Genomic DNA, 13,977 nt, shown 5'->3' with positions numbered 1-13,977 from the left:
TTAATTACTTACGTTAAAGAACTATTTAATATATTTCTCCAAGCCGATTTTTAAACTCTTCAAATTCTTCAACGCCAGTTTTGCAACTGATTCTGCGCCTAATGTTGATAAATGAGTATCATCGTCTTTTCCTTTCGGATAGTAAGGATCTTCTCCTTCTTTGTAATGCAGATGTAGTTTTTTTGAATTTTCAGGACCGTAAGAAACTTCCAGTTGTTCTGTCAGTAACTGCATATCTACAAACGGAACTTTCAGATCATTGGCCACCATTCTTACCACTAAAGGGTATTCTTTATGGGTATCAATCAAAACTCCGTTTTCATTGAAATTTCTTCTTACAATAGAAGTCATCAGAATGGGGTTGGCTCCTTTTGCTCTGGCTTCGTTCACATATCTTTCCAGATTGGCTCTGTATTGCGTATAAGGATTGGTGAATTTCGTGGAATCTTTTAATTTCTGGTCATTATGGCCAAACTGAATAATAACAAAATCACCTTTTTTTAACTGTTTTTCAACTTTATCCCATCTGCCTTCAGTCCGGAAGCTTTTTGAACTTCTGCCGTTCATCGCATGATTCTGAATTTCAATTCCTGTTGTTAAAAACTGTGGCAGAACCTGTCCCCAACCGTGTTCTGGATTTTTATCCGGATTTTCTTTGTTGGCCATAGTAGAATCGCCGATGAGGAATAGGGTTGGCTTTTGTTGAGCAAATACGAATGTTGCTAAGCAAATGTATACTATTAAAAGTAGTTTTTTCATTTTAAATAATTTTTAATTCGTTTTCTTTTGTCTTAAAATTGACGTAGTCAAACAAAAGAACCAAAAGTTCAAGACTTATTACTCATGGTTGGTTTCCAACCATCAAAAATTTTTTCTAAAGTATAATTTTTCAAATCTTTTTTCGTCAGCTGATGTGACCAGCTTACCCGTTTGGAGATATTTCCTCCTTCCCCTTTGCTGCCAGATTCTGCATAATAAGTGGTCTTTTCTTTATCAGGAAACATTTTGTCGCCTTTCCAGGGATTCCAGCCTTCGGGAAGGATGTGTTTTCCCATTTCGGTGTTAATGAAAACGGTTTTGGCGTAAGGTCTCCAGGGTCTTCCCAAATAAACTTTTGTAATGCCTTCTTTGGCGATTAATTTACAGTCGAAAAAGACAAAGCCATACTTTCTGTCGGCTTCTGTTGCAGCTGCGGTGATGTAAGAATCGGCTAAGCTTTTAATCGTACAATTTTTAAAAACAACCGTTGCCTGTCCGAAAATAAAATCTGTTGTTCCTTCGATATAGCAGTTTTCGAAATATTGCCTGCTGTGGTTGGTTGCGGAATAAATGGTATCCTGACAGCCCAGAATATTTGAGTTTTTAATCATAAAACGGTCACCTTCCACATGGAGAGAAACTGCCTGTCCTTCATTACACGAAGAATTTTGAATCGTCAGGTTACTGATTTTAATTTCATCACCCATCACTGATAAAGTGTAAGAATTGAAGGTTGTCATCTTTTCATTAAAAGAATTCAATTTTCCTGAAAAATCATTGTTAGTGATGATTGTGTTGTCTTTATTTTCGCCTTCTAATGTGATTTTATGTTTTGAAGAGGGAATAACAACTTTTTCATTATACGTTCCGGATTTAATAAAAACTAAAGCTTCTGCCGGACCTAAATCTCTGATAGAATTGATCGCTTTTTGAATGGATGTGAAATCTCCGCTTCCGTCTTTGGCTACGATAATTTTTATGTAAGGATCATTTCCTGCAAAGAGAAAATTTGCCATCGATATGAACAGAATTAAAAATAATTTTCTCATAAAAGCTATTTCAAAACTTTATTTAAAAAGTCAACCGTTAAATTCAATGTTTCTGTAAACCAGGGTTCTGCCGACCAGAAAGAATGCGGGGTATCTTTGATTTCATGAAACTCAGTCGGTATATTATAGCTCTTCAGTTTTTTCATCATATCGTCTCTTCCTGCATGAAAACGTGGCTGCGAACTGTTGATGAAAAGGGTAGGAGGTGTATTTTTATCCACATACTCCAAGGGTGAGGCTTCTTTCCAGATTTTAGGATTGTCTTTTTGCTGATAACCCAGCCAATAAGCATCGTAGGTTCCTTCTTTTCCGGATTCTTCATGAACAAATGAAACAACGCCGTCTACATTGACGATAGCCTGTACTTTAATCTTTTTCCTGACACCGACTAAAGTGGCGATCTGTGCTCCGGCAGATTCACCCAAAACCACCATTTTCTTTTTGTCTAAAGAATATATTGAATGATTTTTCTTCAACCATTGAATGCCCGTTTCAATATCTTCAACCCCGGCAGGATATTTTGCAACATCTGCCAACCGGTATCCGATAGCAATTACTATATAACCTTTTGAAGCCAGCTCCATTGCCATAAATTTTTCATTCTCCTTACTTCCCGAGACCCAGCCACCCCCGTGAACCATTGCAATTCCCGGATGTTTTTTTGATGTATCGAGAGGATAGTAGATGTCAGCTTTTAACGAAAGTCCGTTGATATTGGTATATTTTACATCTTTATCAACTCCAATGTTTTGTGGAACAGGCCGGTCGATAGGTGTGATAAAAGGATATTTTTTCTTTAATTTTTCATATGTCGCTTCATTGGTGTAAGGAGTAGCATTCGGTCTGTTTACCTGCCCAAATGCCATTGTCCCTACAAAAAAAATAGAAATATAAGTATGTTTTCTGTTAAAATTCATGTTGTCAAATTTTAAAATTTTGAACCATTATGAATATTGAAGGAGTTAAGTTTAATTAAGAAAATCATTCTGATTTTAAAAGTATTATTCAAAGCAAAGCTCAACTTAATATTCTTAAAAACTTAATCAATCTTAATGGTTTAATCTTATTCTTGATGCATTTTATTTAACTGCGTTTTTCGCTACATCTTTTCCGATGGAAAGTGAATTTTTATCGGATATCACTTCTTTAGGAACCAATACAGCTCCCGTTTTGCTTCCTAAGACTTTCACAACAGGTTTATTGGCAGATTCAAACTTCACCGTTGAAAGATTGATGTTTTTACTGTTGTAAATGGTTGCTCCCGTTCCTTCTGTATATTTCAGTTTTACATTTTTCAATTGAATGCCGTCTGCGTCTACAATTGTTAATGCTTTTCTCGTATCAAACTGCGAATCTTCAATGACAATATTTTTAAGATTCATTTCTGCTAACCCGAATAATGTAATGGCTTCATCAGAATTAACGGCATTGATGTTTTTAAAGAAAATATTTCTGAAAACCGGTGTTTCTTCTGTTACCGGATATACTTTTTCAGGGGCCTTGTTACCTTCCTGTTTTTGTCCGTCCTCCAATACCGGAGAAGCTCCTTCGTAGAACATATTAAAACCAATTGTCTGTGTCGGAATATTGATCATGTCAATATTTTTAATGTAAATATTTTCAACAATTCCACCTCTTCCACGGGTTGTTTTAAAACGAAGACCGATGTCTGTTCCGATGAAGGTACAGTCGGAAACGTGGATATTTCTTGCTCCGCCGGACATTTCACTTCCGATAACAAAACCTCCGTGACCGTGGTATACAACATTGTTTTTAATAATTACATTTTCAGTCGGCATTCCTCTTTTTCTGCCATCCTGGTCTTTCCCTGATTTTATACAGATGGCATCATCACCCACGTCAAAAGTATTATCGTAAATCAAAACATTTTTACATGATTCGAGATCTACACCGTCTCCATTTTGTGAAAACCATGGATTTCTTACTGTAAGATTTCTTAAAATAATGTTGGTACACATTAACGGGTGAAGATTCCATGCCGGAGAATTCTGGAAAGTTGGTCCGTCTAACAGCACTTTATCACAACCGACTAAACTTACCATTACCGGACGGAGAAAATCTTTAACTGTTGTCAATTCATCTTTAGAAATTTTATCAGGAACATTGAAGCTTGAGCTGCTTTCAAATCCTTTTTTATAACTTTCTGAAGGGAACCATGTTTTTCCGTCTGAAGATAATAATCCACCTGATTTCACAATGTTTTTCCATTCAGATTCTGAAACTTTACTTTTTTTGATGGCTCTCCACGCATCACCGCTTCCGTCGATTACCCCTTTTCCTGTGATGGCAATATTGGTTGCATTTTTCGCAGAAATAGGAGATTGGCAACGAATGGTATTTAACCCTTCAAAACTTACGTCAACCAAAGGGTAATCTGCTTTATCTTTACTGAAAATGATGAAAGCGCCTTCTTCCACGTGAAGATTGATGTTGCTTTTTAGTTCAATAGGACCTGTTAGCCACATTCCGCGGGGAACAACCAATTTTCCGCCGCCTTTTTTGCTAAGGTCTTCGATTGCTTTTTTGAAAGCTTCCGTATTTTTTACATTTCCGCCTGCAATGCCACCATACTGTGTGATGGAAACGGTGTTGGCTGCAAATGAAGTTTCTGCAACCTGAGGCATTTTAAACTCAATGTTTTTATAAATATCCGGGGTCTGAGCATACGTTTGCCCTGAAAACATCATGACTGCTACTAAACCGATAATTGTAAGAGACTTCTTCATTTTATTTTTTTTGAGTTTTAATTACTTTTTTAAATTCCTGGTAAATAATGGACGCTACTGCTTTTGCACCTTCCGGCTGAAAATGGGTATTGTCTTTTTGACCCTTTGGATAGGCTTCATACACATTCTCAGGGAGATTCATGAAATAGTGATTCGTTGTAAAATCCTGTCCCTTTTTGGTGAAATATTCCATGGATAATCTGTTTAAATCTATGTAAGGAACATTCATTTCTTTAGCAATATCAATCGGTGCCTGTGCATATTCTCCGTGTACATTTTCCAGTTTGCCGTCTTTCCATGGATAATTTCTGGCAACGGGTGTTAAGATTATAGGATTTGCCCCTTTTTGTTTTGTCTGTGTTACAAATAATCTTAAAAATTCTTTATATCCTTCAATATTTACATACCGTTCTGTATGCTTTTCAGAACCGTCATTATGACCAAACTGCATGATCACATAATCGTTCGGCTGCAAATGTTCATATACATATCTCCATCTTCCTTCCTGAAAAAATGTTCTGGTACTTCTTCCGCCATGAGCTCTGTCGATAACAGCAACAGAATCTGTTGTCATCGCGGGTTTCAGAGATGTCAGACTGTCTTTTGTAAAATAGGGCTGAAAAACCTGTCCCCAACCGGTAATCGGATAACGAACTTTCATATAATCTTTTCCAGGTTCGTAATCTCCGGTATAATCTGCCATTGTGGAATCTCCGATAAGATAAATATGGGTGACTTTTTTATTGTGTTTTGCCGTTGTCTTTTGGGCGTTGTTTTGTGATTGACATGAAGACAACAGCAAAACGACGAATAAAAATGAAACTATCTTAAATTTTCTTTTCATGACTAATATATCTTGTTGGCAATCGCAAAGACGCAAAGTTTTTAATCTTAATTATGTTTTAAGGCGCAAGAAAATCAAAGATTTTTAACAAAATATTCAGTATTAAATTTTATCGAAGATAAAATCCTTGCGCCTTAATGCATATACCTTTAAATTTTCTTTGGGTCTTTGCGATTTACCAACTCTAATTTTTAGTAATTCTAAACCAGTCAAAATCTGCATATCCTCCGCGAGGTGCTTTGGTTGTGCTAACGCTATATAAACCGACTTTAGCGCCAATCCATTTTCCGGGTTTTGCCTGAAAGATGTCACCTGCTTTTGTGAATTTTTTTCCGTTTTCACTGTAACTGAACTGGCATAAGCCGTTCGGTTCACTTACATTTACTTTTAAATAGGCTTCGTTTCCTTTTAATTTTGTTTCAAACAAGACTTTTTCTTCACCTCCTTTATCTGCTTTTTCGGCTCTTCTTAACTGAAGATAAAACCCATCAGGTTTGTTGGTGATTACAATTGATTCATGATCTAACCCCATCACTAATAAACCTGCAGTTTTTCCTTCTTTAGCATCTTCGGGAGTCAATTTAACTTTGGTAGAAGCTGCAAAATTCGGAGCCGGGAATTTTTGAGTTAACAGATTCGGAACGTTCCATAGATTTTTTTCACCTTCAGGAACTTTTATAGAAAATAATCTTAAAAATTTTTGTCCCGGGAGTTTGGATGACCAGACGATATTTTCGTTGGCACTCCATTGCCATTGAATTCCTAATTTTTCACTATCAAATTCATCTGTTTCAGGAGGTGTAGCGACAGGGTAGGATTGCCCCACGTTTGGTTTTTTATACGTTAAAACCGGTTCTCCGATTCCGTTTTTATTATTATCAGTTCCAATAAATGGCCAGTCTTTTTCCCATTTCATTGGTTGTAAATGAACAACTCTTCCGCCCGCATCCACATCCTGGAAATGGTAGAACCAGTCTTCCCCTGAAGGGGTATCTACCCAGGCTCCCTGATGAGGTCCGTTGATTTTTGTGGATCCTTGTTCCAGCACTATTTTTTCTTCGTAAGGACCATAAATATTTTTTGATCTTAATACCAATTGCCAACCGGTTGCAACACCGCCTGCGGGAGCAAAAATGTAATAATATCCGTTTCTTTTATACATTTTCGGACCTTCCACGGTTGGATGTGCATCGTGGCCATCGAAAACATGAATACCTTTATCCAGGACTTTTGTTCCTTCAGGATTCATTTTATTAAGCGTCAGAATACTTTTTACTCCGGCTCGGCTTCCCGCCCAACCATGGACTAAATAAGCGTTTCCATCCTCGTCCCAAAACGGACAAGAGTCGATTAACCCTTTTCCTTCCATTACCAAAACAGGCTTCTCCCAAGTTCCCAGCGGATCTTTAGTTTTCACCATATAAATTCCGAAATCGGGATCGCCCCAATAAATGTAGAACTCTCCTTTATGGAATCTGATGCTTGGTGCCCAAACTCCGTCGCCTCTTTTTGGTGTGGAAAAATGGTCGTTTGGAAGAACATCAGGAAGTGCATAATTCACCAGTTTCCAGTTCACCATATCTTTTGAATGAAGAATGGGCAGCCCCGGAGCTTCATTGAAACTCGAAGCGGTCATATAATAATCTTCACCCACACGAATAGCGTCCGGATCAGAATAATCTGCGTATAAGACAGGATTTCTGTAATTTTTTCCCTGATCGGCAGTCCAGACTTCGGAAACATAGTGTTTTTCCTGTGCGTTGAGGTATGTTGAAGCAACTGAAAATAATGTGATTGCTGCTATATTTAAAATTTTTGTCTTCATAAAATCAGATTCATTATCTAGGTAATAGGAATTAGGGTGCGGGTCTTAGTTTATTTTTCAAACTCTAAACTTGCCAAAATGAATGGTCCTGTTCCTTTTCCATCGTTTGAACGAACTTCTTCGTTTACATAATATTCGTAAGAGCCGTCTCTGTATGGTTTCCCTCCTAATCCGGCAACTGCACAGCATTTATTTAAATTGACCACTCCGTTTTCATCAACTGTGATTAAATTTTTGATAATTCCGTCGTACCCTTTTTTTGCAGCAGCTTTGTATGATTTTGGAAGATAACCTTCGTTAACCGATTTAATGATCGTATAAACGAACATTGCTGATGCTGTTGCTTCTTCATAATTCCCTTTTTCCAAAGGCTTGTCTAAGACCTGGTACCAAAGGCCGGATTTTTTATCCTGAACTTTAATGACAGCATCTGTATAAGATTGTATATAAGAAATTAATTTTGCTCTTCCCGGATGGTCTTTAGGTAAATAATCCAACACATCTACCATGGCCATTCCGTACCAGCCCATTGCTCTTCCCCAGAAATTTTGCGAAAGCCCGGTTTCTTTATTTGCCCAGGCTTCTTTTTTACTTTCATCCCAGGCGTGATAAAGAAGTCCTGTTTTTTTGTCTAAAAGATTTTTCTGAACAGAATCAAATTGGAAAACAATATCATCATACGCTTTCTGAGCATCTGCTCCTTTAGTGAAATCTTTTGTATAATGGGTGTAGAAAGGCATTCCCATATAAAGTCCATCCAGCCAAACCTGGTAAGGATAGATTTTTTTATGCCAGAAAGATCCTTCATTGGTTCTTGGCTGCCCGTCGATTTGTAAACGTAAAGTTTGAAGTGCCTTCAGGTATTTCTCTTTTTTCTCTTTTTCATAAAGGTAAAGAAGAACATTTCCGCTGTTAAGCATATCAATATTATACTTGGAAAGGTCGTAGGTAAGAATTGTACCGTCTTCTTTAATAAGGTCTTCACCGAAACCGCTGATATAGTCGTAATATTCTTTTTTGCCTGTTTTTGCATATACTTTTTCTGCTCCGTCCAAAACAATCGCTGAGGGGTAGGTCCATTTGGGGCTTTTACTGAAATCAAGCATCCAGGCTTGTGGGAATCTCTGCATTTCGGAAAGCAGCATTCTTTCTGACCATTTCAAATTGGCAGGAACTACTTTTCCTGATTTTGAAGTTTCTGTTGAAGGTTTTGCTGTGGTTATATTTTTGGTCTGAGCACAGGCCAGGAACATTCCTGAACCTAGAATGGCCACAGCGTATGCTTTTATTGTATTATTAATGAAATTCATGATCCTAACTTAAAGTTGATTATTTTTATCTAAAATTTCCAGTTTTTTATCCAAATCCTGATAAAATGCTTCCTCTGTTATCAAACCATTTGGCTCCAATGACCAGGCTCCCAAAAAGTAGTAAGAAACATTTTTTGTTTTCTTGAAAACTACGGTATGAGTTGATTTTATTTTTACATATTTATCAAAACTTTCGAGAGGATAGAAGATAGCCATTCCTAGATTGTCCTCTTTTTTCGTTTCGGTTTGATTGCCGTAAGTAGCAATGTAGCCCCATTTTTTATTTTTACTGATTCCCTGTTTTAACGGAATATTTTTAAAAGCAACAATTCCGGTGCATAATCCTGAAATGGTATTGCTTAAGTTTAAATCTACTTTTACAAACCGATCTCTGTTGAAAATCGTCAGTTTTGACTGTAAATCGATGGCATTGCCCCAGGTTTTCCAGCTTTTATAATCAATGGCTGCGTAAGACTGATCTTTTTCATTAACAACTTTTACGGCTGTATTTTTTACAATTTTAAAAGTTTCAACAAAATCATTTTGTTCATCATATCTTCCGTAAGAACCGATACCAATCGTACGGCCGGACTTCAGAATATCCTGTCCCCACGGCGCATCATGATGATAGGATTCAAAACCGTTTTGCCCGACTTCAGGTAAAACCAAAGTGTTTACTTTTTTACCAAAAATATCTGTTGCATTTCTCCAATCTAAATACAATCTGTAGCCGATCTGGTTATTTTCCAGTCCAATACCTTCATACCTGATATAGTAAGAATGGTCTGTATGTTCACCAGGAAGGACAAGCTGGTTAATATTTTTAAATGTTCCTCCAACGTACTGATTATCTTCCCATTTTCCGCCTTCTTTTACGGAAAGTTCTGCATAGGAAAAGGGAGTTTTTGGGTTTTTCTTAATTTCTTCAATTACAGAAGTCTGAGCCAGAGAAAATGTTGAGCTCAAAAATACTCCTGCCATTACTATTCTAAACAAATTGAATTTCATAATATTCTTTATTAGATAACTGGTTTTTTAACTAAAAGTTTTCATGGTTATTAGTATTGTCTTTCGGTTATTTTTTTAACCAGATCGTTAAAATATACTTCAATATTATCGTAGTTTTTATCCAAATCCCGTTCGTTAGAATTGGCAACTTTTGGATTTAATTTATTCTTAATTTCCCATTCATCAGGCATCCCGTCGTTATCTGAATCGGATAGGGGCTTTCCTGTTTTTAAATCCGGAAATCCACCGACATCTTTTTGTGAATCTATGATTCCGCTGGAACTTCCTTTTGAGCCTTTGTAAGTGAAACTTCCGTTTTTTACATCTTTTAAAACATGTAAATCCACTGAATCTCTTACCAAACTCGCACCTCCGATCTGTAAAATTTTCTCGTAAGCTTCTTTTGCAGACTGCGTTTTTACATTATTCTGAATATCGTGAGGCTGATTGATTTTTATCTCATTTTTATCTTTGTCCGTCAAATTATAAGAAGGTTTCATCTGGGCAAAAACACCTTGCGTCCAGTTATCTTTTGTTATTTCTGAATTTCCTTCCATCAAATTTCCGTTAATGTAATATTTCCCCCAGATGTTGTAAACTTCTGTTTCGGTTTTTTCATTTTTATCGATGGCAACAATTCTCTGTCTGGTCATTGTTGCGGGTCCCGGTTTGTAGTAATTATTGATAATATTTACGTTCATTCCTTCACCACCGTAGACGTTGTTGTGTCCCCAGTTGTAGATCACATTATTTCTGAAATCGGTAAGATCAGTCAGTGCAAATTTACTTCCCGCATATTCTCCCAATCTCGGATTTCTGCTGTCGTGATGAGCATAGATATTATGGTGGAAACTTGCCAATCTTCCTCCTGCAATTCCACCATATCCGTGAGCTCCTTTCCGGTGGGCAGAATTTCTTAAACTTTCTGCGATCACGCACCATTGAAGGGTTGTATTTTCATTCACATAAATAGATACTGTTTCATCCGTTGACCAGCTCATAGAACAATGATCAACGATCAGATTTTTAATAAATCTTGCCCCTAACGCATCGCCTTCATAATTTTTCTGATCACCCATTCTGAATCGCATGTAACGGATAACCACATTGTCTGCGCCTACAAAAGTTTCGTAGTTGGCAACGGTAATTCCGTCTCCGGGAGCAGTTTGCCCGGCAATGGTAACATCGCCTTCTTTTATCTTTAAAGGGGATTCCAGATAAATGGTTCCGCCGGTTTTAAACACAATATATCTCGGACCTTTTTGGTCTAAAGCATATCTTAAGGTACCTTCTGAGCCATCGTCTGTAAGCTTTGTCACGAAGCAAACCTTTCCGCCACGACCCCCTGTAGTGTATCTTCCGAAACCTTCTGCTCCCGGAAAACTCAATATCTTCTGAGCATTGGCCCACGAGGAGATACCGCATAAAATTCCTATCGTGAAGAGTTGGGTGAAGTGTTTTTTCATGATTGAAAATCTTTGGTGTTTGTGATGGTTGGGTTTAATTTATTTTAAATTTTTTTTCGTGTTCCAGTTGTCGTTTCCTTTGAGAATATTTTCTGGAGTGTATTTTTTTCTTTCTTCTTTTGTTAATTGATGTGACCATGAAACTCTTTTGGAAATATTGGCTCCGCTTCCTTTTGAGTTGAATTCTGCGTAAAAAGTGGTCTTTTCTGCATCAGGTTTGCTCCAGTTGTGCCATCCTTCAGGCTTTATGGTGGAATTGATTTCACAATCGATGTAAACGGTTTTTGCAAAAGGTCTCCAGGGTCTTCCCAGATAAACTGAGTTTTCTTTAGCATTTCCGATGATTTTTGAATTGATAAAAACAAATCCGAACTCGTTTTCCTGTGGAGTAGAAGCGGCTGTCACGTAGCTTGCCGTTTCTTTGGAATAAATCGTACAATTTTCAAAAACGGCGGTTCCTGCTCCGAAAATATAATCGGTTGTGCCTTCGATATAGCAGTTTTTAAAGTAGTTTCTTGATGGTTTTGTCTTATCTATCAAATCCTGGGCTCCTTTTAAGTATAATGTATCCTGATTTCCTAAGAATCTGCAGTTTTCAAAAGCGATTCTGTCACCTGAGGTCAATACGGCAACAGCCTGTCCGACTCTTCCTGAGCTGTTTTCAAACGAAATATTTTTCGCTGTAAAATCATTTGAATAAATAAAAACTGTAGAAGAACCTGTGGTTCCGATATCTTTTCCTTCTGCATTCTTTTTTGATGCAAAATCATCATATGTAATGATGGTGTTTTGAGGATTTTCTCCTTCTAAGACAATCGCTCCTTTTGTTTCAGGAATGATAATTTTTTCTTTATAAATCCCAGATTTAATTAAAATTTTTGTTCTTGTTGAAGAACCGTTTTCAATAGCATCAATCGCTTGTTGTACTGTGGTAAAGTTGCCTTTTCCGTCTTTTGAAACCACGATCGTTTTATCGGCAGTTTTAAAAGAAAGAAGACTTAACAATAGTATCGAAAATATTGAAATAAGGTTAAAATTTTTATTAATCAGAGGAGTTTTCATAAAGTTTTAATTTGTTTTAAAATACAGACTTAACCTAAGGCTAAGCCTGTATTCTTAACTTGATATGAATGTACTTTTAATTTCTAGTAGCCGTAATCTTGTGTAAGGTTATAATTTGACATAATGATATCACTGTAAATAGGCAATAATTCTCTTTTGTTGGGCTGGAAATATTGCGCAAAACCTTTTACAGGATCGCTGATATACGTTGGTAACACTGCGGCTCTCCACGCTATTTTGGTATATCCCACGGGGGTTGCATCCTGAGAAGGCAGATAAAATACCTGGGATTTGTCTCCTCCGGTAAAGAAAATATCGATATCATTAATATTTTGCTGAGCTGTTTTTGTAGGATCGTAAACTGATTTCTTATAATAAAGATTCAATGGTACGTTAGCATACTGACCTGTTCCGTTGGCAAAAGCAGTTAATTTTTGTCTTGTTTCCGTAATTTTAGCATCTAATAAATTCCAGCGGATCAAGTCATATTTTCTGATCCCTTCACAACCCAGTTCCAATAATCTTTCCTGAACAAGATAGTTGAAGAACCCAATTTTATCGGTAGGAATTGTTCCAACTTGGCCTAAATTTCCAGCGTAAGCTCTGTTTCTTACCGCTTTTACCGCATTGATTGCATCTGAAGAAGGTGCTCCATGAAGCTCATTATCTGCTTCTGCAAACATTAATAATACATCTGAAAAACGCAGTAAAGGCCAGTCAACAGCCAGGTTTTGAGAAGGTCCTGTTACATTCGTCCACGATTTTCTGTATTTAGAATCTGTGAAAGAAATGGCATTTACGATTTCTGCCTGATTAGAATTATTCACTTTGAAAATTCCAACGTTCATATCTCTTCTCAAGTCATATTTACTGAACTCGTAGAAATAAGTCGGAAGGGCATTGATCCCGCCGCCGCCTTTCCAGTTGGAGTTGTCGTCATGCTTTAAGCCATTATAATATCCGATTTTACTATCTGTTCTTGCGTTTCCTCCGAACGCTCCTACACAGAAGATGATTTCGTTGGTGGTGTCTTGTGTGTTTGTATGTAAAGCTTTGAAAACCTGCTCGTAGCTGGGATTTAAGCTATGTTCACCGGTATGATTCATGATGTCTTTACATTCATCAAGGGCAATTTGATAATAGGTTTGAGGATTTGTTCCCTTCGCCATCTGCTGTGGATTTCTTCTTAAAGAATATCCTGCTCTTGCTAATGCGATTCTTGCTCTCAGTCCTTTTACAAAACCTTTGGAAATTCTTGCATTGGTCGTGCTTCCTTCGGATCTCCATGGAACTAAAGTGGCAGCCTGGGCAAGATCAGCAATCATTTTTTCGTAAATAACGTCTCTGTCTGTCTTAGGTAAATAAAGATTGTCATAATCTGCAGATGGTTTGTCCTGAAAAGGGACATCACCCCAGTTTCTGATCAGTTCATAATAAAACTGAGCTCTCAATGTCAAAGCTTCTCCAAGGTATCTGTCCATTAATTTTTTATCAGCGTCAGAACCTGTCTTGTAAACAGGAGACAGCGGAATATTTTTAATGCAAAGATTGGCTCTTTCAATTCCTGAATATAATTTTAAGAAAGGCTTATTTAATTCTGTATTGGTAGGGCAGGCACCAAATGTTGCGAGACCTCTTCTGTCATTACAGTTGTAATCTCCCGAAGTTCTGAAATCATCACTTGAATGTGGATATATTAATGCTAATCGCTGTCCATATCCATCATCACCTGCAAGCTGGCTGTAAACTCCCACTAAAGCGGTAAATGTGTCAGATACACTATCGAATTGCTGAGCTTCTGCCACACTTGAATAGTTTTCAGGTTCAAGATAATCGCTACATGAATGTATGGTAGTAAGAGATAGGATACAACTTAATATAATTATTGTTTTTTTCATGTTAATTTT

At 37.2% G+C, this 13,977-nt stretch carries 11 protein-coding genes; all 11 read right to left on the bottom strand.

The genetic code is table 11. From position 1 onward, the window contains the following. Window positions 1–21 precede the first annotated feature (21 nt). Entirely contained in the window at window positions 22–759 is a 738-nt protein-coding gene (locus CHRYMOREF3P_RS05595; protein ID WP_077416242.1) for a rhamnogalacturonan acetylesterase, read from the bottom strand. A gap of 68 nt (window positions 760–827) precedes the next feature. Further along, window positions 828–1,808 (bottom strand): pectinesterase family protein, encoded by a 981-nt coding sequence (locus CHRYMOREF3P_RS05590; RefSeq protein WP_180564061.1) that lies wholly within the window; start codon window positions 1,806–1,808, stop codon window positions 828–830. A gap of 5 nt (window positions 1,809–1,813) precedes the next feature. After that, window positions 1,814–2,725, bottom strand: coding sequence for an alpha/beta hydrolase (locus CHRYMOREF3P_RS05585; RefSeq protein ID WP_180564060.1), 912 nt, complete (start codon window positions 2,723–2,725; stop codon window positions 1,814–1,816). Between the two features lie 162 nt (window positions 2,726–2,887). Continuing rightward, window positions 2,888–4,555: a glycoside hydrolase family 28 protein gene (locus CHRYMOREF3P_RS05580; RefSeq protein WP_180564059.1), complete on the bottom strand. Its 1,668-nt coding sequence runs from the start codon at window positions 4,553–4,555 to the stop codon at window positions 2,888–2,890. A gap of 1 nt (window position 4,556) precedes the next feature. After that, on the bottom strand, window positions 4,557–5,399 hold the full coding sequence (locus tag CHRYMOREF3P_RS05575) for a rhamnogalacturonan acetylesterase (protein ID WP_180564058.1): 843 nt from the start codon (window positions 5,397–5,399) through the stop codon (window positions 4,557–4,559). Between the two features lie 184 nt (window positions 5,400–5,583). Next, window positions 5,584–7,224, bottom strand: a complete 1,641-nt coding sequence (locus tag CHRYMOREF3P_RS05570; RefSeq protein ID WP_180564057.1) for a glycoside hydrolase 43 family protein — start codon at window positions 7,222–7,224, stop codon at window positions 5,584–5,586. 50 nt (window positions 7,225–7,274) lie between these two features. After that, window positions 7,275–8,534, bottom strand: a complete 1,260-nt coding sequence (locus CHRYMOREF3P_RS05565) for a glycoside hydrolase family 105 protein (RefSeq protein ID WP_180564056.1) — start codon at window positions 8,532–8,534, stop codon at window positions 7,275–7,277. 9 nt (window positions 8,535–8,543) lie between these two features. Further along, a complete protein-coding gene (locus CHRYMOREF3P_RS05560; protein WP_180564055.1) occupies window positions 8,544–9,542 on the bottom strand; it encodes a DUF4861 family protein in 999 nt (332 codons plus the stop codon). Window positions 9,543–9,592: 50 nt separating this feature from the next. After that, entirely contained in the window at window positions 9,593–11,008 is a 1,416-nt protein-coding gene (locus CHRYMOREF3P_RS05555; protein ID WP_180564054.1) for a polysaccharide lyase family 1 protein, read from the bottom strand. Between the two features lie 39 nt (window positions 11,009–11,047). Next, on the bottom strand, window positions 11,048–12,070 hold the full coding sequence (locus CHRYMOREF3P_RS05550; protein WP_180564053.1) for a pectinesterase family protein: 1,023 nt from the start codon (window positions 12,068–12,070) through the stop codon (window positions 11,048–11,050). A gap of 83 nt (window positions 12,071–12,153) precedes the next feature. Next, complete coding sequence (locus CHRYMOREF3P_RS05545) at window positions 12,154–13,968, bottom strand: RagB/SusD family nutrient uptake outer membrane protein (protein WP_180564052.1); 1,815 nt, start codon at window positions 13,966–13,968, stop codon at window positions 12,154–12,156. Window positions 13,969–13,977 lie beyond the last annotated feature (9 nt).

This window comes from Chryseobacterium sp. JV274 (assembly GCF_903969135.1).
Taxonomy (GTDB): Bacteria; Bacteroidota; Bacteroidia; order Flavobacteriales; family Weeksellaceae; genus Chryseobacterium.
The sequence above is the reverse complement of the archived record's forward strand: the minus strand, read 5'-3'. Positions and strand labels throughout refer to the sequence as shown.

Excerpts from the sequence above, each read along its gene's own strand:
- CHRYMOREF3P_RS05595 (WP_077416242.1), bottom strand. The coding sequence starts at position 759 with ATGAAAAAACTACTTTTAATAGTATACATTTGCTTAGCAACATTCGTA.
- CHRYMOREF3P_RS05590 (WP_180564061.1), bottom strand. The coding sequence starts at position 1,808 with ATGAGAAAATTATTTTTAATTCTGTTCATATCGATGGCAAATTTTCTC.
- CHRYMOREF3P_RS05585 (WP_180564060.1), bottom strand. The coding sequence starts at position 2,725 with ATGAATTTTAACAGAAAACATACTTATATTTCTATTTTTTTTGTAGGG.
- CHRYMOREF3P_RS05580 (WP_180564059.1), bottom strand. The coding sequence starts at position 4,555 with ATGAAGAAGTCTCTTACAATTATCGGTTTAGTAGCAGTCATGATGTTT.
- CHRYMOREF3P_RS05575 (WP_180564058.1), bottom strand. The coding sequence starts at position 5,399 with ATGAAAAGAAAATTTAAGATAGTTTCATTTTTATTCGTCGTTTTGCTG.
- CHRYMOREF3P_RS05570 (WP_180564057.1), bottom strand. The coding sequence starts at position 7,224 with ATGAAGACAAAAATTTTAAATATAGCAGCAATCACATTATTTTCAGTT.
- CHRYMOREF3P_RS05565 (WP_180564056.1), bottom strand. The coding sequence starts at position 8,534 with ATGAATTTCATTAATAATACAATAAAAGCATACGCTGTGGCCATTCTA.
- CHRYMOREF3P_RS05560 (WP_180564055.1), bottom strand. The coding sequence starts at position 9,542 with ATGAAATTCAATTTGTTTAGAATAGTAATGGCAGGAGTATTTTTGAGC.
- CHRYMOREF3P_RS05555 (WP_180564054.1), bottom strand. The coding sequence starts at position 11,008 with ATGAAAAAACACTTCACCCAACTCTTCACGATAGGAATTTTATGCGGT.
- CHRYMOREF3P_RS05550 (WP_180564053.1), bottom strand. The coding sequence starts at position 12,070 with ATGAAAACTCCTCTGATTAATAAAAATTTTAACCTTATTTCAATATTT.
- CHRYMOREF3P_RS05545 (WP_180564052.1), bottom strand. The coding sequence starts at position 13,968 with ATGAAAAAAACAATAATTATATTAAGTTGTATCCTATCTCTTACTACC.